The organism is Streptomyces sp. Go-475 (assembly GCF_003330845.1).
Taxonomy (GTDB): Bacteria; Actinomycetota; Actinomycetes; order Streptomycetales; family Streptomycetaceae; genus Streptomyces.
Genome location: NZ_CP026121.1, coordinates 6937704 through 6960092, shown reverse-complemented (window position 1 = coordinate 6960092; position 22389 = coordinate 6937704). Strand labels below are relative to the sequence as shown.

The following is a 22389-nucleotide window of genomic DNA, read 5'->3' as shown; positions in this document are numbered from 1 at the left end:
TCAGTCACCTGCCGTGGTCGTGTCGGCGACCGGTATGCCGAAGTCGGGGGTGCCGTCCGCCTTCCAGCCGAGCTTCTGGACGCGGGTGTGGCGGTTGGGGTCGTTCAGCGGGTCGCCGTTGATCTGCTTGTACTGCCGGGCGTGGTAGACGAGGACGTCGGTGCGGCCGTCCTCGGCGACCGTGAAGCAGTTGTGGCCGGGGCCGTACTGCTTGGTGGTGTCGTTGCTGGTGAAGACCGGGGTCGGCGACTTGGTCCAGCTCATGGGGTCCAGGAGGTGGCTGTCGGCGTCGGCGGTCAGCAGGCCCATGCAGTAGTTGGAGTCGGTGGCGCTGGCCGAGTAGGTCATGAACAGGCGGCCGTTGCGCTTGAGGACGTAGGGGCCCTCGTTGACCTTGAAGCCGATGCACTCCCAGTCGTACTCGGGGGTGGAGAGCCGCACCTGCGGGCCCTTCAGGGTCCAGGGGTTCGCCATCTCGGACAGGAAGATGCCGGTGTTGTTGTCCAGGCCGGGCTCGTGCTGCGCCCAGGCGAGGTAGCGCTTGCCCCGGTGGGTGAAGGTGGTGGCGTCCAGGGAGAAGGTCTCCCAGGCCGTCTTCACCTGGCCCTTCTCCACCCAGGTGCCCTTGAAGGGGTCGGGGTGGGCGTTCTCCAGCACCCAGATGCGGATCGCCCAGACGTCCTCGGCGGGCGCGGAGGCGAAGTAGATGTACCACTTGCCGCCGATGCGGTGCAGTTCGGGCGCCCAGATGTGCGCGCCCATCGGGCCCGTCGGGTGGGCCCGCCAGATGACCGACTCGGCGGCGGTGCCCAGGCCGTTCAGGGTGCGGGAGCGGCGCAGGATGATGCGGTCGTACTCGGGGGCCGTGGCCGTGAAGTAGTAGAAGCCGTCCTTGTGCCGGTGGATGTGCGGGTCGGCGCGGTTGCGGACGAGCGGGTTCACGAAGGGGGCCGGCTTCGGGCGCCCGGCCGGGGCGGCCGCCTGGGCCACGCCCGGGGCGGCGGGGAGGGCGGCGAGGGCACCGGCGGCTGCGGCGCCCTTCAGCAGCAGTCTGCGACTGGGGGGTTCGGGCAGAGCGGGGTCGCGGTCGCGGCTCATGCGGAGGGGCCTGCCTCTCACTGGGGGGCACACGGCGTCATCTGATGCGTCGTCCGACATGTCGAACGCCATCTGCCATTACGAACGCCGAAAAAGGTAAGGGGGTGACACGAGGAGGTCAACGGGTCTGACGGGACCAACAGACTCTGCGATCCTGCTCCTTATGACCACACCACCCGACGACCTGCCCCGTTACCGCGTCCTGACCGGACCGGACGACGCCGCGTTCTGCCGACGGGTGAGCGAGGCGCTCGACCTCGGCTACGAACTGCACGGCGGCCCCGCCGTCACCTTCGACGGGGAGCGCGTCATCGTCGCCCAGGCACTGCTCCGGCCGAGGCGGCCGTAGCGAGATTTCTGTTATCGGCGGACCTCGCGATCCGTCTCCCCTCACGTGCGCAGCCTCACCCACACCACAGTTGCGGCCGCGGGCGTCCTCGCGGCGGTCGCGTCCCTGCTCGCCGCTCCCCCGGCAGCGGCCGCCGGGCCCCGGGACGTCACGGCCGACGTGCTCGCCGACCGGGACGTGACCCTCGCCGGCGACACGGTCGTCACCGTGCCGCCCGGGACGACGACGTACGACGGCGTCTTCCGGGGCGAGGGCACGCTCACGGTACGCGGCACCGGAACCCTGATCCTCACCAAGGACAGCGACTTCACGCTCCCCCGGTCCCGGCAGCGGCAGCAGGTGCGGACACGGGGCGGCAACCACCCGTACGTCACGGTCACCCGCCCCGACCCGCCCGCGGTCACGGTCGAGCACGGGGCGACGCTCCAGTACGGCAACGGCGGTACGACGGGCCTGATCGGCCACTTCCCGTACGACACCCCGGCGTTCCGCCTCAACCAGGACAACATCCGGGTCGACGGCACCCTCCGGCTGTCCCTCAGGAGCGCCTACAACCTCGGCACCATCAGCGGTTCGGGGCTGATCACCCAGCCGAGGTTCCTGTGGGGCACCTGGGACCTGTCGGGCAGCCACCCCTTCTCCGGCGTCATCGACAACGGCACCCAGCTGAACACCGGCCGCCCGGAGTACGCCACCTCCCTGCCCCGCGTCCGCAAGGTGCTCAACCAGGGCACGTGGACCGTCGACACCCCGCTGGGGCAGACCGTCACCCTGGGCATGGACTTCTACCAGCGCGAGTACGGCAGCGACGTCAACGTGCAGTCCCGGCCGGGCGGCAAGGTGGTCCTGACGGGGCAGTACAGCTGGTCGGACCGGGGCGGCGACACCGACCCCTCGCTCAGCGACCCGGCTCTGAACTGGACGCCCGCGCGGAAGAACGTCAACAAGCGCGGCACCAACATCAAGGGCGCCGACGTCCGGTGGGGCGACGGCACCACGGACCGGATCTTCATGCCGGGCACCGCGGAAACCGTCTACATCAACCTGCTGGCGGCCCGCTCCCGCTCGCGCCTCACCCTCGACTACGACGGCCCGGTGACCCTGGGCGCCCCCATCGGCGGCGGCAGGTTCCACGACACGCTGTCGGCCCCCGGCGCCGGCGACGTCGTCATCGCCGGCACCCCCGGCAACGACGTGACCTTCGCGGCCGTCCAGTACTACGACGGCTCGACGACGGTCGAGAAGGGCGCGGTGCTGCGGCTCGGCAGCGGGAAGCGGGGCGGCGACGCCGGGCTGTACACCGCGGGCCCCCACTACAAGGTCGTCAACAACGGCTCCCTGGTGCTGCGCAACACCGGCCGGCCCCTCACCCTGTCCCGGATCGGCGGCAGCGGCTCGCTCACCCAGCAGGGAGCCGCCACGACGACGCTGACGGGCCGCGCGGTGACGTACACCGGGACGACCACGGTCGCCCGGGGCACGCTGGCCCTGCGCCGGGGCGCCACGCTCGACCGCAGCGAGGCGATCCGGCTCACGTCGGCCGCGGCCCGGCTGGACCCGGGCCGGGCAGGCCTGCACGTGGCGAAGTCCCTCACCGGCACGGGCACGGTGCGCGGTCCGGTCACCAGCGACGGCACGGTCACCACCGGGCTCACCGTGGACGGCGCCTACACGCAGAGCGCGCGGGGCTCGCTGGTGCTGCGGGACGGGCCGTTGAAGGTGACGGGCGCGGTACGGCTGGCCGGAGACCTCGACCTGTCGGCCGCCGGGGCGTCCGGCCGGAAGCGACCCGCCCGTGAGATCACCGTGATCGACGACACGGGCCGCGGCGCACCGGCGGGAATCTTCACCGGTCTGGCGGAGGGCGCCCGCCTCAAACTGGCCGACACGACCTACCGCATCAGCTACCGGGCCGGCGACGGCAACGACGTCGCCCTGACGGCGGCCACCGCCCCCGGCCCCTCCCCCACCGCACCGGCGGCGTCCGGGTCCGGCGGGGTGGCGCCCCGCAGCGCCGGCGCGTCGGCGGGCGTCGGCTTCGGCTGGTGGCCCTACGCCCTCGGTCTCGCCCTCACCGTCAGCCTCGCCGTACCGGTGGCGACCCGCCGGGGCCGGGGAGGACGGCGGGGCGGACGCCACGCGGTCCGGGCCCGGCGGTGAAACCCCGGAAATCCCGCCACCAGGAAGATGTGATTCCGATATTCGGCGGAACGTCATGGTGCGGGGGCGCAGTTTGGCGATCATTCTTCCCGCGCATCAATGAAGTCACGGACACGCCGACGTGGGGGGATGTGCATGAGCGCTGGAAGTCTGCGTGTGGGACTCGTGGGATGCGGTGAACACGGCGCGGGGACTCTTCTTCCCACTCTGGCCTCATTGGGGCGCACCCCGGTCGCCGTATGCGACCGGGACCGGGAAAAGGCGCGAAGTGCGGCGGAGTTATTCCGAATACCCGCGGCATATGACTCGACGTCGGCGATGTTCCGCTCGGAAGACCTGGACGCCGTCGTCCTCGCCGGCCCGCCGTCGATGCACGTGGAGGCCCTGTCCCTGGCCGCCGACCACTGCGTGCACACGTTCGTCGAGAAACCGCCGGCGGTCTCCCTCCACCAGGTCGAGTGGCTCGCCGAGCGTTTCCGGGACGCCGGGCTGGTGAGCATGGTCGGTCACAACCTGCGGCACTCGGACGCCTGGATCGGCCTGCAGGCGCTGCTCATGCGCCCCGACTTCGGCTCCGTCATCTCGATGTCCCTGTCCTACACGGCCTCCGGGCCGCGGGGCGGGCGCTGGGGGCTGGGCATCCTCGACGCTCTGCTGCTGACCCACGCCATCCACGCGCTGGACCTGGTGTCCACGTGTTTCGTGAAGCCGTCCCTCACCCACGCGGTGTTCCACCAGCTCGCCGACGGGTCCGCCGTGCTGTCGCTGACGCTGTCCGCGCCCGGTGACCGGTCCGCGCACGTCATCGTCGCCACCGGCGCGCCGCGCTTCGAGCTGAACGCGTGCCTCGTGACGGACGCCGGCCGGCTGATCCGTGTGGAGTCGGCGCGCAGTCTGCGCTACAGCACGGAGGCGGACGCGCGGACCGGCCATCCGGAAGGGCTGCGCCTGGAGGAGCAGTGGATACCGCGCACACTCGACGGCGGATTCCGGGCCGCGGGTTACGCGCGGGAACTCCACGCTTTTCTCGCCGCCGTCGCGGGCGTACGGGAGATCGGGCCGTCACTCGACGACGAGATCACCGTGTACCGGCTTTTCGACGAGATCCGGGACTTCGTCGACCCGCAAGCGGGCGTCACGCACATCAATGGGGGGCCACGTGCGAATCGTTCACCTCTCGGATCTCCACTTCGGAAGCCGGGAGACCGCAACCATGTGGTTCAACCAGTTAGCGGAGGACCTCAGTAGGGAACTGGCCTACGAGGCCATAGACTGTCTGGTTCTCTCCGGCGACGTCGCGGAAAGGGCACAGGAGGGCGAATACGAGGCGGCCCTGCTCTTTCTGAACCGGCTGATCAGTGAATTCGGCATCGACCGGCGCCAGTTGCTGATCACGCCGGGGAACCACGACGTGGACTGGGTGACCTCACAGGACGCCTACCAGGTGATGAAGACGGCGGACGCGCCCGCGCGGTACGTGTCCGCCTACCGGGAGAATCCCCGCTACGTCGAGGTGGTGACGGACGAAGCCGCCTACGCCCGGCGGTTCGCCCGGTTCGCCGACTTCTTCCGCCAGGCCACGGGAAGCCCCTACCCCACCGACCCGGACCAGCAGTTCCAGGTGGTCTCGCCGCCCAACGTCGGGGTGACGCTCGTCGGTCTCAACTCGGCCTACACCACGGACCACCACCACCCGGACCGGAGCAGCATCCTTCCCGGAGCGATCGACAACGCCCTGCACCTGCTGCGCACCCGCCCCGAGGTCCGTGACACGGTCAAGCTGGCCGTGTGGCACCACCCGGTGCGGGGCGACGGATGCATCCAGGACCCGTCCGTGCTGGAGCGGATGGCCGTGGCGGGTTTCCGGGCGCTGCTGCACGGCCACGTCCACAAGGCCCACTCCGACAGTTTCCGCTACGACATCGCGCCCGACGGGCGGCACATCAGCATCGTCGGCGCCGGCACGTTCGGTTCCCCCGACGTCCACCGCGGCTACCCGTGGCAGTACAACATCCTCACCCTGTCCGACACCGGCATGCGGGTGCAGAGCAGGGCGAAGTCGGAACCCTCCGGGGCCTGGCACGCCGACGCGCGCTTCGTCGAGTCGAAGGGAGCCCAGCCCGTCGACCACTACGCGGTCACCTGGGCCCGTCCGCCCGCCGCCCCGGTGACGCCCGCGGCGCCCACACAGCCCGTCCGGCACGCGCCGCACCTCATCCGGACCCTCACCGCCCTGAAGGCGCACCTGCGGGATCTGGAGTACGACCCCACGGGCTACCGGATCGCCGTCGAAGCACTGATCTTCGATCGCAAGGGCCGGATGCTGCTGCAGCGCAGGGGCCCGGCGAGCCGCGACGAGGTCGGCAAACTCGAGGGCGTGGGCGGGCAGATCGGCGCCTACGAGGATCTGATCGCCTGCCTGCAGGCACACATCGGCAAGGAGATCGGCAGCCGGGTGCGCGTCAGCGTCGACTACCTGCTGGAGGCCCGTCCCGTCCGGTTCGTCGAACGGGACGTGGAGCCCCAGGACTGGATCGTCGTCTCGTATCTGTGCCGCCTGACGGCCGGCCGGCCCACCCCGACCGATCTGCAGCGCACCGAGAGCCTGCACTGGATCAGCCTGGACGAACTGCACCACATCCCCGACGAGGAGCTGAGCAAGTCCACCAGCCGCGCCCGGGACCTCTACCGCGTCAAGTTCGGCACCCGTCCCTTCTTCCGCGAGATCGGAGACCTGTGGCTGTGACGCGAGACCCTTCCCACCCGGCGACGCCCCGGTCGCTGCCCTCCCTGGAGGAGACCGTCTTCACGCGAGGCAGCGGCGCGGACCTGTGGGACGCCCAGGGGCGGCGCTACACCGACTTCGTGTGCGGGTACGGGCCGGTCGTCCTGGGCCACGGCCATCCGGCCGTGGTCGAGGAGGTGCACCGGCAGCTTCAGGCCGGAACCCTCTACCCGTCGGCCGGCCGGCCGCTGCGCGACTTCCTGGACGTGCTGTCCGGCCTGTTCCCCGAGCAGCCGGGGGCGCTGCTGTTCAAGACCGGCTCCGAGGCGGTCGGCGCGGCGATGCGGCTCGCCCGGCACCGCACGGGCCGGGACATGGTCCTGCGGCTGGGTTTCCACGGCTGGCACGACCAGGTGATCAGCCCGCACGTGAACTGGCACCGCTTCGACCACGCCGAGCGGCGCTCGGTCCAGCCCCTCGCCGTGCCCGGCATCTACGGCGCGGCCGTACGCGTGTGGCACGGCGACGAGGTGGAGGACCTGCTGGAGACCGTCCGGTCCACGCGGGACCTGGCCGCGGTCGTGGTGGATCCGGTGGAGCTCCCGCTGCCGCTGGCCGACAGCGCGAAGCGGGTGCTCGAAGCGGCGCACGAGGCGGGGGCGCTGCTGGTCCTGGACGAGACGAAGACCTGTCTGCGGCTGGGGCCCGGCGGTGCGCAGGAGCGGCTCGGAGTGACCGCGGACGTCCTGGTCCTCGGCAAGGCGATCGCCAACGGGCTGCCGCTGGCGGTGGTGCTGACGGATCCCGCGCTGACCGCCCAGTCCCGGCGGCTGCGCATCCGCGGCACGTTCAGCAACGAACTGGCGTCCGTCGCCGCGGCGTCGGCGACCCTGCGCGTGCTGCGCGAGGAGAAGGTGCACGAACGGCTCGAACGCACGGGCACGGCCCTGATCGACGCGGTCAACGCGGCACTGCGCAGCGAGGGGCTCTGCGGCCGGATCTGCGCGGTCCCCTACCACTGGCCCTGCATGCCGTACCTGCGCTTTCGGGACATCGCGGAAACCGAGCGCATGGACTTCTACGCGCGGCTCGTGCGGCGCGGCGTACTCCTGCTGCCCAACCACATGAACTTCGTCTCCGCCGCGCACACGGACGCTCATGTCGAGCACGCCGTGCGGGCCATTCGCGCGACCGTACAGGACATGCTGGGTGACGGACTGCTGGAATCCCGCGGAGGTACTCGGAATGAGTGAGCGCCGCGGCCCCCAGCGGGTGCGCCTCGACAGAACGGGCCGGTCGCGGCGGCCTTGACTGGTACAACTCGTGACCCACACCGCAGCCGCCCGGAACGCCGGGCCGTTCGTCGAGCGCGAGGGGAAATCTGTCATGGATCTGGTGACCAGCCGTCTGCTTCTGCGTCAGTGGAGGTCCGAGGACCGGCAGGCCTACGCGGAACTCTGCTCCGATCCCCTCGTCATGCGCTACATGCCGGAGGGAAAACCCCTGAGCCCGGCCGAGAGCTCGGCGAAGATCGAACGCATGCGACGCCACTGGCTGGTGCACGGGTACGGCTGGTGGGCGGTCGAGGAGCGGTCCTCCGGCCGGCTGATCGGCAGGGTGGGGCTGCGCCACTGCGACGAGGTGACGTCCCGGCGGAAGGTGGAGATCGGCTGGCTCCTCGGCCGGGAGCACTGGGGCCGGGGCCTGGCGACCGAGGCGGCACGCGCCTGCCGGGACTTCGCCTTCACCGAGCTCGGCACCGACGTCCTGTTCGCCGTGGCGCAGCAGGAGAACCGGCAGTCGTTCCGCGTCATGGAGCGGCTCGGCATGACGAAGACCGGCCGCAGCGAGAGCCGGGGCCACGCGGTCGTCAGCTACGAACTCGACCGGCAGCAGTGGGCCGCGGCGGCCACCGACCGCGCCGCGTCGTACGCCCGGTGCACGGTGGACGTCCCCACGCAGGTGTGAGCCGCGGCGGCGGTCAGCGGCCGCTCGGTGCCTCGGGGAAGCCGAGTTGCGGGGCCAGCAGCCGGGCCTCGGCCGCCCACTCGGCGAGGAAGGCGAGGGTCAGGCCCCGTTCGCGGTAGCGGACGGCGGCGGCGACCGTGCCCGTGCCGCCGTAGCCGACCGGCTCCTCGTCCGCCCTGGCCAGCAGCAGCGCGGTGAGCCAGTCGTACTTCACCGCGGAAGCGCACACGGCGAGCCGTACGAGGCGTTCGTCGCCCTGCCAGCCGCTCTCGCGCAGGCCGTGGACGTAGGCGTCGTAGGCCGACTTCGCCAGGCCGTGCAGCTCGGCGGCGGGGACGAAGTGGTCGAGGACGGTGTCGGGGAGGTAGTTGCCGAGGTCCTCGCCGAGGGCGCCGTCGCCGGCGAAGGCCCAGTCGAACAGGACGCCGGTGTCGGGGCCGTCGGAGCGGAGGTTGGCCGGCCACTGGTCCAGGTGGCAGAAGGCGCGGGGCAGGGACTCCATGACCGTGAGGAGCCACTCGCGGTCGTGCTGCAGGCGGACCATGTCCTCGCGCAGGCCGGGCGGGAAGTGGGACCGGACCAGGGGGTGCCGCCAGGCCTCGTCGTCGTCGAGCAGGGCCGCGCCCGTCGTCTTCCCCGCCGTGTAGTCGCGCAGGAACTGCCGGGACAGCCACGGCCGGTCCTCCCCCGCGCCGACCGCGCCCTGCGCCGCGCCGAGGCGCCGGGCGTGCTCGACGTGCCGGGCCAGGGGCCAGGTCGTCGCCGGCTCGCCCGGCACGTCCTCCAGCCACAGCGCCACGTCGCCGCCGGGGCGTTCGGCGCACTCCAGCAGCCGGGGCGCCCTGATGCCGTGCCGCTCCCAGACCCGGGCCAGCCCGGACCGGTAGACGTACGCCTCGCGGCGCCAGAAGTTCCAGTGGCGGGGGTCGTTGGACGCCGCCCAGGAGACGCTGGTCTCCTTCGTCCGCGTCAGCACCTTCAGCACGGCCGAGCGCCCGCCGCCGGTGACGCGCCACACCCCCGCCGTGACACCGTTCAGCGGGTTGTGCGGGAGCGGCTCGAACACCGCCTCGTCCACCGGGACTCCCAGGACTTCACGTACTTCGGCTTGCGGGGCAGCGACCTCGGGCATCCCCCGATGCTATGCCGACGCCTCGGTCCTGTCCCCGCGTCCCCGCAGCCACACGTACACCGGGATCCCGGCGAACAGGAACAGCACGCCCTGGTAGACGGCCGCGTACCCGGCGCCCGCGATCAGCCAGAACGAGAAGCCGAACGACAGCACGGCGACGGTCAGGTCGCGGGCGAGTCCGGCGGGGCGGACCCGGTCGCGGGTGCCGCGCGCCAGCCAGTACAGCTGGGCCGCCGCCGACAGCAGGTACGGCACGCAGCCGGTGAACGTGGTGATCAGGACGAGGACGCGGAAGGTGGTGTCCGGGCCGGCCGTGTAGTTGAGGGCGATGAGCAGCGTGCCGAGCACCGCGCACGCCCAGACGCCGAAGCCGGGGACGCCGCCCTTGCCGACGCGGGCGAACGGCGCGGGGAAGAGGCCGTCGCGGGCGGCGGCGTACGGCATCTGCGCGGCCATGAGGATCCAGCCGTTGAGGCAGCCGGTGATCGAGGCGACCGCGACCAGGGCGATGGCGGTGCCGCCCCAGCCGCCGCCCGTGATCGCGTTGACGGCGTCGGCGAACGGGGCGCCGGAGTCGACCAGTTCGCGGTGCGGGACGAGGCCGAAGACGGCGACCGTGCCGAGGACGTAGACCAGGGCCGAGGCGAGGGTGCCGAGGACGCTCGCCCGGCCGACCGTGCGCTCCGGGTCGCGGACCTCGCCCGCGCTGACCGCCGCCGACTCCACTCCGAGGAAGCTGTAGAGCAGCAGCGCGGCGGAGGCGGCCAGCGCGCCGGAGACGCTCTGCCCGGAGGCGTTGAACGGGCCGAAGTTGTCCGCGTCGACGAAGAAGAGGCCGACCGTGGCGAGCAGGAGCAGCGGCACGAACTTCAGGACGGTGGAGACGACCTGCACCGCGCCGACCCACCGCGTCCCGGCGAAGTTCGCGGCGGCCGGCAGCCACAGGGCGGCCAGGGCGACGACGGCCTGGAGGACGTGGTCGCCGTGCAGGGGTATCAGGACGTCGACGTAGCCGACGACCGCGACGGCCAGGGCGGCGATGCTGACCCAGCACATCGTCCAGTACGACCAGGCCGACAGGAACCCGGCGAACTCGCCGAAGGCGTCCCGGGGGTAGACGTACAGCCCGCCGGTGACCGGGCTGCGCCGGGCCAGCCGGCCGAAGAGCAGCGCGAGCAGCACGGCTCCGACGGAGAGCACGAGGAAGGCGAGCAGGCTGACCGTGCCGTAGGGGGCGACGGTGGCGGGCAGGGCGAAGATGCCGCCGCCGATGATGTTGCCCATGACGAGGGCCGTCGCGGCGGCGAGGCCGAAGGTGCGGCGGGGGGCGGGAGCGGCGGCCGTGGCGGGGGCCGGCCCGGTGGGTTCGGCGGCCTCGGCGGGGCGGGGGACGGTCATGAGCGTTCCTGTACGGGCGGAGGGGGAGGGCCGTGATCGTAACCCGCCATCCCATATGCTGGGCGACCTGTTCATGTACTGGACACATTCGACTGGGGTCCGCCGCCGCACGTCGACTACCGTCACCCTCATGACCAGCACCCTCACCCTCGCCGAAGCTCTCGCCGCCGGGACGGTCGTCCTGGACGGCGGCATGTCCAACCAGCTCGAGTCGGCCGGGCACGACCTGAGCGACGAGCTGTGGTCGGCGCGGCTGCTCGCCGAACAGCCGGAGGCGGTCACCGAGGCGCACCTCGCCTACTTCCGGGCGGGCGCCGACGTGGCGATCACCGCCAGCTACCAGGCCACGTTCGAGGGCTTCGCGAAGCGCGGGATCGACCACGACCGGGCGGCCGAACTCATGGCGCTGAGCGTGGAGCTGGCCCGGGAGGCGGCCCGCCGCGCGCGCGTGGCCCGGCCCCTGTGGGTGGCGGCGTCGGCCGGCCCGTACGGGGCGATGCTCGCGGACGGCTCGGAGTACCGGGGCCGCTACGGGCTGACGGTGGAGGAGCTGGAGCGTTTCCACCGGCCCCGCCTGGAGGTGCTGGCCTCGGCCCGCCCCGACGTCCTCGCCCTGGAGACGGTCCCGGACGCCGACGAGGCCGCGGCGCTGCTGCGCGCGGTGCGCGGGCTCGGGGTGCCGGCCTGGCTGACGTACTCCGTCGCGGGCGGCCGCACCCGGGCCGGGCAGCCGCTGGAGGAGGCCTTCGCCCTGGCGGCCGACGCGGACGAGGTGATCGCGGTGGGCGTGAACTGCTGCGCGCCCGAGGACGTGGACGCGGCCGCGGCGACCGCGGCGCGGGTCACCGGCAAGCCGGTCGTCGTCTACCCCAACAGCGGCGAGACCTGGGACGCCGAGGCCCGCACCTGGACCGGCCACTCCTCCTTCACCACCGGCCAGGTGCGCGGCTGGCAGCAGGCGGGAGCCCGACTGATCGGCGGCTGCTGCCGGGTGGGACCGGAGGCGATCACGGGGATCGCCGGGGCGCTGCGGGCGGCGTAGGGGACGCCGGGCGGGGGCGCCGCCGGGGGACGCCCGCCGGGGGGACTCCGGGCGGGAGGACGCCCGCCGGGGGGACTCCGGGCGGGAGGCGCCCGCCGGGGGGACTCCGGGCGGGAGGACGCCCGCCGGGGGGACTCCGGGCGGGAGGCGCCCGCCGGGGGGGACTCCGGGCGGGAGGACGCCCGCCGGGGGGACTCCGGGCGGGAGGCGCCCGCCGGGGGGGACTCCGGGCGGGGGACGCCCGCCGGGGGGACTCCGGGCGGGAGGCGCCCGCCGGGGGGGACTCCGGGCGGGAGGACGCCCGCCGGGGGGACTCCGGGCGGGGGCGCCCGCCGGGGGGGACTCCGGGCGGGAGGACGCCCGCCGGGGGGACTCCGGGCGGGAGGCGCCCGCCGGGGGGGGACTCCGGGCGGGAGGACGCCCGCCGGGGGACGCCCGCCGGAGGGGGACTCCGGGCGGGGGGGCGCCCGCCGGGGGACGCCCGCCGGAGGGGGACGCCCGCCGGAGGGGGACGCCCGCCGGGAGGGCGCCCCCGCGTGGAGGCGCGCCCGCGGGGGGGGCGCGCCCGCGTGGCGACGCCCGGCACGCCCATCCGCCGCGCCGGGCGGGCGTCGCGACCTCACGGGCGCCCCGTGGGGCCGCAGCCACGGCCCGCCTCGGCGACGCCCGGCCTACCCGCTCTCGCCCCCAGGCGGATGACGCGCCTCGCGGACACCCCTCCGGCCCGGCGCCCGGCCGGCCCCTCACCAGTCCGCGCACACCCCTCCTCCCCTCCCCTCTGCGCTGCTAGCCTCCGTGATGGGAACCGGTTGCTACGACGTTGCCGCAGTTCCCGAGGGGGTGGGCGCGGACCGGTGCCCGGGAGAGACGAGGCAGGCATGACGAGGAAGAGCGGGGACGCGAGCCGCAGCACCATCCGGGACGTGGCGGCCCGCGCGGGGGTCTCGGCGTCGACGGTGTCCCGGGTGCTCGGCGGCGTCTACCCGGTGAGCGCGGCGACGCGCGGGCGGGTGATGCGGGCGGTCCGGGACCTGGACTACGTGGCCGACGCGCGGGCGAAGGCGATCGCGGGCGTCGGCACGCCCACCCTCGCCTTCGTCCTGGAGGACATCACCGGCCCGTCGTTCGCGCACATGGCGCACGGCGTGGAGCGCGAGGCGACCCGGCTCGGTCACCTCTGCCTGGTGTGCAGCACGGAGGGCGACGTCCGGCACGAGCTGGAGTTCGTCGACATGATGCGGGCCCAGCGGGCCGCCGCCGTGATCCTGGTCGGCGGCACGGCCGACACCCCCGAGTACCGGGAACGCACCCACCGCATGGCCGACTCCCTCGCCTCGGCCGGTTCCCGCCTGGTCCTGTGCGGCCGGCCGCCGCTGGACCCCGGCGCCCCGGTGACGGTCATCGAGTACGACAACGAGGGCGGTGCCTACACGCTCGTCGCGCACGTCCTCGCCCAGGGCCACCGCAGGGTGCTGTTCCTCGGCGGCCGGGCGGACCACACCACGGCCCTGGGCCGCGAGCGCGGCTACCTCGCGGCTCACCGGGCCCGTGGCATCGCCCCCGACCCGTCGCTCCTGCTGCACGGCGACTTCACGCGCGACGCGGGCCACCGCCTGATGCAGCAAGCCCTCAAGGACGGGCTGGAGTTCACAGCGGTGGTGGCCGCCACGGACATGGTCGCGGCCGGCGCCCTCACCGCCCTGCACGAGGCGGGCCTGACGGTGCCGGGCGACGTCTCCCTCGCCGGCTACGACGACATCCCCTTCGCCCGCGACCTGCACCCCGCCCTGACGACGGTCCACGTCCCCTACGAGGAACTGGGCCGCCTCGCCGTCCGCACGGCCCTGGAGCGCACGCCGGGCGCGACGGACGAGCATCTGCTGCTGGGCACGCATGTGGTGGTGCGGGACTCGGTGGCGGCGCCCGCGGATCGGTAGTCCCGCTCCGCTCAGACGGGTTCCTGCTCGCCCGGAGTCAGGCCGATCCACGTGTTCGCGTCCTCGATGACGACGTAAATGGGGTCCCTGCGGGCGTCCCAGTCCGTCGGCACGACGAGGTAGCGGCCGTCGCGTTCCAGGAGCAGCCGCAGGTTGGTGTAGCGGTAGCGGTGACGCCAGCCCTCCCGCAGGTCCTCCGGCTGCACCGACCGGGTGGGGAAGGACAGTCGCTCAGTACTGAGGATGACGACACCGGTCCAGCTCACGACGTCGCGCGCGTGGGTCCTCGCGTCGCGGTCGCCCAACTGCCAGGCGGCCTGGGTCAGGGTCCAGAACAGGAACGCCGCGGCCGCCAGGATCACCACGGACCGGCTGCCGGCCTGCCACGGCCGGCCGTCCCGGGCCGGTCGGGTCTGTCCGAGCAGGAGTCCCACCGCGATGGTGAGCGGGGCCGTCCACGCATAGGGGTGAATGCGCGACCACATCAACAGCAGAGCCAGCCCGGCCGCGACGACGACCAGATGCCACCGCGCCAGCGCTTCCCCCGCCGTCCGCAGCCCCCGCCTCAGCGCACCGGGAACGGGCAGGTGCCCGGGGTTCCTCGACGCCTCGAGGACGAGCAGCCCCACGACCACGACGACCAGGACCTCGAACCGCAGCAGATGGAGGCTCTGCAGCACCAGTTGGGCGAAACCGAAGCCGAGGAAGCTGAGCGAGATGTGGTAGTAGGCGTAGTAGGCACTGGTGTAGATCGCCCCCAGGTAGAACATCAGGGCGGCGATGAAGGACGCCTGGGCCACGACGGCCTTGCCCAGCGTCAGCGCGTCGGACCTCTGCCTGTCCCCTTCGGAAGCGCCGGCGCCGGGCTTGTCCCACGGTTCCGTCATGTGGTCATGGGGCCCGGGGGCGAGTCGGGCACCGCCGGTGGAGGGGCGGTCTGGGTCGGGGCCAGAGAAGGTCCTGGAGTCTCCCTGCGCGTACGCGTCGGCGGAGGCGGGGGCGGGGGAATCTCCGAACTGCCGGAATCCGCCGTGGTGTTGGGACCGGTGGTCGCGGACGCGGAACCGGAGATCGTGGCCTCGGGGGTAGCGGAGGTCGTGGTCGCGGTGGAGAGCGTGTCCGAAGGCGACACCGTCGACCGCGTCGGTGTGGGGGACGTGTCGCCGCCGGGTTCGGACGAGTCGCCGCACGAGACGAGCAGAAGAATGCTCCCCCACACACCGGCACCGGCGAGCAGTCGCCGCGTTCGTCCACGCATGTCGCACCTCCGTGGACACGGAGCGTAATCCCGCCCCCGCTGACGACGGGATTCCACACGCCGGGCGCGCGGAACCGCCCTCGAACGGCCGAACGGCGAGGTCACGCCCGGGTGCGGAACCCGGCGGTGGCCGACGGCTCCCGGGACGTGGGGCGCCGGCGTTCCCAGAAGGGGTGTTCCGGCCAGCGCCGCTCCTGGCCGTAGATCTCGGTGTGATGCCGCTCGTAGGCGTCCGTGATCCGGTCCAGGAACAGGGCGTAGTCCGCGAGGGCGGACGCCTCGCCGGACAGGCACCGGTCGACGGTCCGGCCGGCGCGGGCTCCGGTGTGCAGGGCCGTGAGGATGCCCTGGGAGGAGAGCGGGTCGAAGGCGACGGCGGCGTCTCCGGCGGCGATCCAGCCGGGGCCCGACGCCGGGTGCAGACGCAGCCCGTGGGCCGCGGTCCACCGGAGTGCCGGGGCGTGGGCCGGGTCGTAGCCGTCGAGGCGGGTACGGACGTGGCGGGTCTCCCGGGCCGCGCGGAGGAATCCCTCCGGGGTGCGCAGCGCGGAGTCGGTGAGGTCGGAGTCGGTGAGATGTGCGACCAGCCGGCCGGCCGGCACTTTGGCCGTGTACCACCAGCCGCCGGGAACCGCCTCCACGAGCGTGCGGAGTTCCGCGTCCGGGGTGGGCCGGCCGGGGAGCCGTCGTCCGAACATGGCGTAGACGGCCGTGAGCCGGTCCTGCTTGCGGCGCCGGCCCCGGCGGCGGCCGATCACGGCGCGGCGGCCGGTGGCGTCCACGACCCAGTCGCAGCGCACCTCTTCGGACCGGCCGTCGCCGCGGATCAGTACGCAACGGTCGCCCGCGTGCGCGGGGCGCGGCACGGCCTCGGCCCGGCGCAGCTCGGCCCCCGCGGCTTCGGCGGCGCTCCGCAGGAACGCGTCGAACCGGGCCCGGTCGAGGTGCCAGCCGGGTCCGTGCGGGTCGTGGAGGTGGCTTCGGCCGTGGAGCCGCTCCGATCCCCAGGAGGCGTAGGTGCCCACGCACCGCAGGTGCGGCCCCGCGGCGAACCCGGGCCACAGGCCCAGGTCCTGCAGCAGCGGCCTGGCCGCGGGCGGCAGGGTCTCGCCGACCCGGAACGGGGAGGGCCCGGGACCGTCCGCGCCCTTGTCGACCAGCAGGACCCGGCGGCCGGCCCGTGCCAGGACCAGCGCCGCGACGGCGCCCGCCGGGCCGCCCCCGGCCACGATCACCTCGTAGGTCACCGCTCGGTCACCGCTCCTTCGGGAAGCGGTCGACCTTCTCGAAGTAGCCCGCCATGACCTGCTCCTGGGGTACGTCCGTCCGGGCCACGGCCGCGGCCAGGGCGCCGCCGTCCAGGTCCGGGTCCGCCGCCTCCGGCACATGCAGGCACCGCAGGTGGCGCAGGGCGGGCGGAGGCTGTTCGGGATGGAAGCCCACCGCGGTCTCCACGAACATCGTGGCGGGCAGCTCCGGGTCGTCGTCGGCGCCCGTGCGCCGTTCGACGAGGCCCAGCCGGCCGAAGTCCCTGACCATGGCGTTCATCTGCTCGATGCGGTCCTCGGGCAGCCACCGGTCCCACACGGCCCGGCGCTCGAAGGCGGCCCGGCGCTCCTCGGCGGGCCTGCCGGGGTCGACCGCCTCCTCGTAGTCCTGCTCCGTCAGGACGTGGTTCGGCACGCGCGCCGGCCAGAAGGTGGGCAGGTAGGGGTCGTAGCGCGGGCCGTACCCGAGGTAGTAGCCGGAGCGGCAGCGGGCGGTGTCGGTCTGCCAGGGCACCGCCATCCAGCGCGTCAGATCGCCCGGCCCCTGCCCGTAGAGGGGGCCGTCGACGCCGAGCGCCGTCTGCGGGGTGAGCACGCTGCCGTAGTCGGGTTCGGGTGTGCCAGGTGCGCGGTGCCGTACGCGGAACGGTGCCGCGTACAGGGTGCTGTGGCGCATCGGCCAGGACAGTTCGCACCCGGGGTGGAACGCGTCGGCCAGGCAGAACGACAGGGCCGCGCGGTCGAGCACGGCCGGCCGCTGCGGCAGCGGCACCTCGTCGAGGCTCCCGGGGGGCACTGCCGCGGGGTCGTGGTCGGCGTCGAAGTCCCCTGCCGCCCACCGGGCCAGTGACCGGTACTGCGTCGGGGTCAGTGTCAGGTGCTGCCGTGCGGAGACCGGCCGCACGCTCATCGAGTCGCCGTAGAGGGGGGGCCACGGCACCGGTGAGAGCCCGTCACGGTCGAGGTCGCGCATCGTGGCCCAGATCTGCTGGCGCAGTTCCGCGTTGCGCGGCCCGGGGTCGGCCAGCCGGGCGAGCCGCCCGGGCGCCAGGAAGTGCTCCCGCCCGCCGTGACCGAACAATGTGGCGATGCCGCGGTTGACCCACTGCAGGTCGCACAGGCGCCGCAGGACCGGCAGGACGTCGCGGGTGAACGAGACGGTGTCCGGCGGCGGCAGGGTTCCGGCGGAGACGAAGACGTCGCGCATCAGGTCGTACATCGTGCGTACGGACTTCAGCTCCGGCGCGAAGTTCGGCGGCGCCACCACGACCCAGGCCGCTTCGACGGGGACGGAACGGCCGCCGACACGGACGTCCGCGGTGACCGGGCCGTCGCAGATGTCGTCGTGCCAGCCGTCGTTGTTGGCGAAGTGCATGGCCTGGGCGTGGTCCACCGAGGCCGAGACGCCGTGCCCGCCCAGGAAGACCAGCCGGCCAGCGCCGTCGGTGCGCACCTCGCCCAGCGGGACGGGCCTGCCGAGGAAGCAGCCGGTGTCGAACCGGTACTCGGGCCGGCCCGCGCGGTCCCGGCCCCGGATCGAGCGCGGGCCGGGGTCGATGACCAGCCGGCCCCGCTCCTCGGGGGGCACTTTGGCGTTGCGCAGCGCGCTGGCGGGGGCGCCGGCCGCCTCGGGGATGTCCAGGGCCAGCTGGAACTGGTACCAGGCGGCCTTCTTGTTGGCGACGTGCACGGTCCACCGGATGTCCGCGTTGTCCGCGGTCAGCTCGGCGACGGCCTCCCCGGCGGCGTTGTAGCCGTAGACGCGGAAGCGCGCCGCCTGCCGCTTCAGGGCGCCGGTCGCGTCCTTGTACGAGCCGGCGGGTGGCGGCGGCGGGTCGTCGACCTCGGGGGCGAGGAAGAACTCGTCGGCGCTGTCGCCGACGCGGGCCACTCCGATGGCGGGGTGGATCGCGGCGCGCACGATCCGGGTGTCCCGCCCGTGGGGTTCGCCGGACGGCAGTCGTGCGGGGCCGGGTTCCGCTGCGGGGACGCCGTTCGCGTCGCGGCGCCGTGCGGCCGACGCGCGGTACACGGCCTTGCGGGCCTCGGCCATGCTGCCGACGGGCCGGTGTTCGGCCAGGCAGTGCCAGGGATTGTAGGCCAGATTCTCGCCGTAGGCGTCCTGGCCGCGCGCCCTGACGTCCTGCTGGTGCAGGGTCAGTCTCGCCACGCGGACGGGAGCGCTCAGCGACTCCTCCCAGCGGACGGTGGCGCGGTCCAGGGGCATCCGGTCCGGGTCCGTGCGGAACTGCACCGTCAGTTCGAAAGCGGCCTCACCCGCGGCCAGCCGGTGCCGCAGGTCCTCCCGGAAGAAGGAGGGGTCCTCGTCCGGGGGTGTCGCCGCCGGGTCGCCGGGCGGGCAGAAGACGGGCACGAGCGAGTACTTCACATGGCGGTCAGGCCCGAACGCGTACGGCAGCACGCCCCAGTACCTGGCCGTCAGCGCGCTCTCCTCGGGCTTGCGCATGGCTTGCAGGATGGCGCGGGTCTCCGGATGCGCGTTCTGGTAGGCGACCGGGTCCTGCTGGAACTCGCACATGTCCCGGGCGGTGTCGACGAAGAACACGTCGTGGTTCTGCAGCACGAGGTCCTGTGTGTCCGCCTGGCCCTCGTCCTCCAGCAGCTTCGAGCCGGGGACGCCGAACAGCTTGACGCCGATGCCGAGAGTGCGACGGAAGTCAGGACGGTCCGGCTGGGTGTCGCTGGAGAAACGGACCCAGGCGGTCAGGCCGCCCTGCCGGTCGCGGGCGGCCTTGAGGAAACCGATGCAGAGGTCCTCCGGCAGACCGGGGTCGACGGTGAGCACTCCCCGGGCGGTGCCGTGGTACTTGACGAAGACCGGCCGCAGCACCGGGTCCTGGCCCTGGGCGATCCGCTGTCCCATCCGCCTGTCCACGAATTCGGCCAGGATCCCGGCGATCGGCTCGGCCGCGCAGTCGGGCCGGGCCGATCGCGAAGAATTGTGGTGGGGGTCGGCTGTCCCGTTCATGGGCGCGCTCTCCTGCTGGTCGAGCTGATAGGGCGTTCCCTGCCATAGGTGGAGCGGACCGGGGGGAAATAATCCCGAGTCGCCCGTTCGGAGGAGCGCCCGCCGTGGTCAGTACCGGCGCAGTGTCCCGGATCGGCGCAGTCGGCGTACGACCGTGCGCACTTCGGTGGGTGACTCTTCGCGCGGGAGCCGGGGGTCCGGCTGGCGGGCGGCATCGGCGTGCCAGAGGGCGAGTTCGCGGTCTCGGGGGCCGTGGGCCGTGTAGGCGAGGCCGTCCTGCGCGTCCGGGGCGCGGTCTCCGAAGACCCGTACCGGGTGGTGGGCGTCCCAGCGTTCCCAGCCCGGGTCGCCGTCCGTGGCGAAGCGCACCCAGGCGGCGTGCATCTCGTCGGCCAGTTCCTGCGGGGCGCCCTCCCCGGCCAGTTTGCGGGCCTCCGGGACGTCCCCGGTGTCGAAGACGAAGCCGAGTTCCAGCGCGTGGCAGGCGCCGAGGCCGGGGAGGTTCGAGGGCCAGGCGAACTCGTAGACGTACGACGGTTCCGGGCGGGCGTCGGCCAGGTGGTGCAGGGGGATGCGCAGGAGGTGGTCGGTGACGAGCTGGCCGACGATCTCCGCCGTGCCGGCCTCGGGGTGCAGGGCGCGGTAGCCGCGCGGCACCTCGCTGCCGCAGTGGCAGCGGGCCATGGCACCGGCCAGGGCGACGGCTCCGAGGCGGTCCACGCGGTCCAGCAGGCCGCCCGGGACCAGCCAGAGCCGGTACTCGTCGCGGGTCCAGCCCATCAGCAGGTCCACGCCCGGGGCGGCGCCCTCGACGAGCGCGTCCAGCGGGTCGCGGGGGACGACGTCGCCGTCGACGACGATGCCGAAGGCGGGGCCGCCGACCACCGGGCTGCTGAGCCGACCCACCTCGGCCTGGGTGCGCAGCAGCAGGTCGCGGTCGACGGCGGCGAAGGCCTCCGCGGTGGCAGGGATCTTCAGCCGGGCGGCCATCCGGCGCACCATCCGCCGCACCTTGGCCCGCTCGGACGCCTCGGGCGGCCCGCTCTGCAGCACCGCCCGCCGGACCAGCCCCTGCGTCTGCGGGGCGGCGAGAAGGGCGCCGATGCTGATCGCCCCGGCGGACTGGCCGAAGAGGGTGATGCGGGCGGGGTCGCCGCCGAAGGCCTCGATGGCCTCGTGCACCCAAGTGAGGGCGGCGATCTGGTCGCGCAGGCCGGGGTTCGGGGGCGTGTCCGGGAAGAGGCCGTAGCCCTCGACTCCCAGTCGGTAGTTGACCGACACGCAGACCACGCCGTCGCGGGCGAAGGCGTGTCCGTCGTAGACGGGGACGGCCGAGGAGCCCCGGGTCAGGGCGCCGCCGTGCAGCCAGACCAGGACGGGCAGGCGGGCCGCGGGGTCCGGGTCGGGGGTCCAGACGTTGAGGTTGAGGCAGTCGTCGCCGGGCACGACCGGGTCGGACAGGTAGTGGGCGAAGGCGTCGGAGTACGGGGGTTTGGGCGGGGTGGGGCCGAAGGCGCCCGCGTCGCGGACGCCTTCCCAGGGCTTGAGGGGCACGGGCGGGCGGAAGCGGCGGGGGCCGAAGGGAGGCGCCGCGTAGGGGATGCCGCGGAAGACCGCGACGCCGCGTTCGTAGCGGCCGCGCACGGCCCCGTACGGGCTCGTGACCACGGGGTCCGCCTGGTCTGCCGTCATCGCCCACCAGCCCTTCGCCGCGCTCGTGCACCGGGAACACCAGAGCACCACATCGCTCGCCGGTATTCCGGTGCACGAGCCGACTTGGCCGCTATTTGGCAGACACTTGGAACACGGGGCCCGCTATTTGGCGTACATCAGCGTGCCGAAGCCGAGCTGGTCGAAGCCGCCGCTGGTGGTGCCGTAGTCACCTCCTCCGCCCTCGGGGGCCACGGAGAAGCACATCTGGGCGATGTACTTGTCGTCGAGGAGCAGGCGCCGCCCGTAGTGGTAGTGGAGCATCGCCCAGACCGGGCGGACCTGGCCGCGGGAGATGGAGCTGATCGCGGTGTGCGACTGCTGGGAGCAGTTCTGGCCGCTGCCCCAGGTGTAGGTGGTGAAGGGCACGTTCATGTTCAGGTTGTACTTGGCGACGTACTGGGCGGCCTTCATGAAGCGGCGGCCGTCGTAGGAGTACAGGTCGTCTCCCTGGTTCCAGGCCATCTCGCACAGGGCGCCCATCTGGCCCATGCCCATGATGGTGTGGCCCTGGTCGCGGCCGGACTCCTGCCACTGGCCGAGGTCGTAGCCCTCGACGCCCGGGTACAGGAACGGCACCGCGCGCCGGATCTGGCCGTTGCCGCCGCCGTTCACGAAGTAGTCGACGGCCTGGTCGTACTTGGCGCCGTCGTCGCACAGGATCCCGATGGCCATGATCGAGGCCATGTTGCACAGGTCCCAGTTGGCCCAGTAGTTGGTGACGCAGGCGTCGTTGTGGCCGGTCAGGAACTGGTTGTTGAGCGGGTAGAAGACGTTGAGCATCATCGTCTTGAACCGGCCCAGGTCGAAGCCCGCGTAGCCGCGCATGAGTTCGGCGACGTTCGCGAACTGCCAGCCGTAGAGGCCGGCCGCCAGGAACCGGTCGGCGTTGCCGGTGATGGTGGTGAGCGTCGACGACCAGGCGTTGAGGATGCGCACGGCGCAGTCGGCGTTGGCGGCGGTGCCGCCCACGTGCCAGCGCAGCGCGTTCTGGTAGGCGGCGTGGATGTCGTTGTAGAGCTGGGGGTAGTTCTCGCCGGTTCCGCCGCGGATGATCGTGGCGGTGGGGCGGGGTGTCCAGGTGGACGCCGAGTGGGAGTTGGCGGTCAGTCTGCGCCAGCCGGAGGCCCAGGGGTCGTCGCCCGCGGCGACCCTGACCTTGGCGCGGTTGATGTCGCCGGCGTTGTGCAGCATGCCGGGGTGGGTGAAGGTCGCCGGGGCCGCGTCCGCCGTGGTGGCGGTGGCGGTGGCGCCGAGGGCGAGGGCCGCGGTGAGGCCGCCGGCGGTCTTGAGCAGACCGCGGCGGCTCACCTGGCCGCCCTCGTGGTGCGTGTGGGGGGAAGTGCGGCTCATGC

Annotated in this window: 16 protein-coding genes; 8 read left to right on the top strand and 8 right to left on the bottom strand. The window is 73.2% G+C overall.

The annotated features are described in order from the left end of the window. Nucleotides 1-1098, bottom strand: a complete 1098-nt coding sequence (locus C1703_RS31690) for a glycoside hydrolase family 43 protein (RefSeq protein WP_114256043.1) — start codon at nucleotides 1096-1098, stop codon at nucleotides 1-3. A gap of 163 nt (nucleotides 1099-1261) precedes the next feature. Between C1703_RS31690 and C1703_RS31685 the strand changes: the two genes are divergently transcribed. From C1703_RS31685 to C1703_RS31660, 6 genes are all read left to right on the top strand, one after another. Beyond that, nucleotides 1262-1447: a DUF1737 domain-containing protein gene (locus C1703_RS31685; RefSeq protein ID WP_114256042.1), complete on the top strand. Its 186-nt coding sequence runs from the start codon at nucleotides 1262-1264 to the stop codon at nucleotides 1445-1447. A 45-nt stretch (nucleotides 1448-1492) separates the two neighbouring features. Beyond that, a complete protein-coding gene (locus tag C1703_RS31680) occupies nucleotides 1493-3607 on the top strand; it encodes an autotransporter-associated beta strand repeat-containing protein (RefSeq protein ID WP_114256041.1) in 2115 nt (704 codons plus the stop codon). 99 nt (nucleotides 3608-3706) lie between these two features. Continuing rightward, nucleotides 3707-4855, top strand: a complete 1149-nt coding sequence (locus tag C1703_RS31675) for a Gfo/Idh/MocA family oxidoreductase (protein ID WP_114256040.1) — start codon at nucleotides 3707-3709, stop codon at nucleotides 4853-4855. After that, complete coding sequence (locus C1703_RS31670; RefSeq protein ID WP_232840645.1) at nucleotides 4821-6353, top strand: NUDIX domain-containing protein; 1533 nt, start codon at nucleotides 4821-4823, stop codon at nucleotides 6351-6353. Before C1703_RS31675 ends, C1703_RS31670 begins: the two co-directional genes overlap by 35 nt. Further along, on the top strand, nucleotides 6350-7585 hold the full coding sequence (locus C1703_RS31665) for an aminotransferase class III-fold pyridoxal phosphate-dependent enzyme (RefSeq protein ID WP_157993193.1): 1236 nt from the start codon (nucleotides 6350-6352) through the stop codon (nucleotides 7583-7585). The genes C1703_RS31670 and C1703_RS31665 overlap by 4 nt, the downstream gene beginning before the upstream one ends. Before the next feature lie 70 nt (nucleotides 7586-7655). Continuing rightward, nucleotides 7656-8300, top strand: a complete 645-nt coding sequence (locus C1703_RS31660) for a GNAT family N-acetyltransferase (protein ID WP_157993192.1) — start codon at nucleotides 7656-7658, stop codon at nucleotides 8298-8300. 13 nt (nucleotides 8301-8313) lie between these two features. On the opposite strand, the gene C1703_RS31655 is transcribed toward C1703_RS31660, so the two are convergent. Then, the gene (locus C1703_RS31655; protein ID WP_114256036.1) at nucleotides 8314-9432 is read right to left on the bottom strand and encodes an aminoglycoside phosphotransferase; all 1119 of its coding nucleotides are present in this window, start codon (nucleotides 9430-9432) and stop codon (nucleotides 8314-8316) included. Between the two features lie 9 nt (nucleotides 9433-9441). Next, nucleotides 9442-10830, bottom strand: a complete 1389-nt coding sequence (locus C1703_RS31650) for an amino acid permease (protein ID WP_114256035.1) — start codon at nucleotides 10828-10830, stop codon at nucleotides 9442-9444. Between the two features lie 130 nt (nucleotides 10831-10960). On the opposite strand from C1703_RS31650, the gene mmuM reads away from it, so the two are divergent. Further along, entirely contained in the window at nucleotides 10961-11872 is a 912-nt protein-coding gene (gene mmuM, locus C1703_RS31645) for a homocysteine S-methyltransferase (protein WP_114257683.1), read from the top strand. A gap of 878 nt (nucleotides 11873-12750) precedes the next feature. Then, nucleotides 12751-13809, top strand: a complete 1059-nt coding sequence (locus tag C1703_RS31635; RefSeq protein WP_114256034.1) for a LacI family DNA-binding transcriptional regulator — start codon at nucleotides 12751-12753, stop codon at nucleotides 13807-13809. An 11-nt stretch (nucleotides 13810-13820) separates the two neighbouring features. On the opposite strand, the gene C1703_RS31630 is transcribed toward C1703_RS31635, so the two are convergent. The 5 genes from C1703_RS31630 to C1703_RS31610 form a co-directional block, all read right to left on the bottom strand. Further along, nucleotides 13821-14696 carry a hypothetical protein gene (locus C1703_RS31630; RefSeq protein WP_114256033.1) on the bottom strand — a complete coding sequence of 292 codons (876 nt, stop codon included), beginning with the start codon at nucleotides 14694-14696 and terminating at the stop codon, nucleotides 13821-13823. Nucleotides 14697-15168: 472 nt separating this feature from the next. After that, nucleotides 15169-16314 carry an FAD-dependent monooxygenase gene (locus C1703_RS31625; protein ID WP_114256032.1) on the bottom strand — a complete coding sequence of 382 codons (1146 nt, stop codon included), beginning with the start codon at nucleotides 16312-16314 and terminating at the stop codon, nucleotides 15169-15171. A gap of 7 nt (nucleotides 16315-16321) precedes the next feature. Further along, complete coding sequence (locus C1703_RS31620) at nucleotides 16322-19324, bottom strand: LodA/GoxA family CTQ-dependent oxidase (RefSeq protein ID WP_198678328.1); 3003 nt, start codon at nucleotides 19322-19324, stop codon at nucleotides 16322-16324. A 108-nt stretch (nucleotides 19325-19432) separates the two neighbouring features. Continuing rightward, nucleotides 19433-21016, bottom strand: coding sequence for a carboxylesterase family protein (locus tag C1703_RS31615; protein ID WP_114256031.1), 1584 nt, complete (start codon nucleotides 21014-21016; stop codon nucleotides 19433-19435). 123 nt (nucleotides 21017-21139) lie between these two features. Continuing rightward, a complete protein-coding gene (locus C1703_RS31610) occupies nucleotides 21140-22387 on the bottom strand; it encodes an alginate lyase family protein (protein ID WP_114256030.1) in 1248 nt (415 codons plus the stop codon). Nucleotides 22388-22389: the final 2 nt, after the last annotated feature.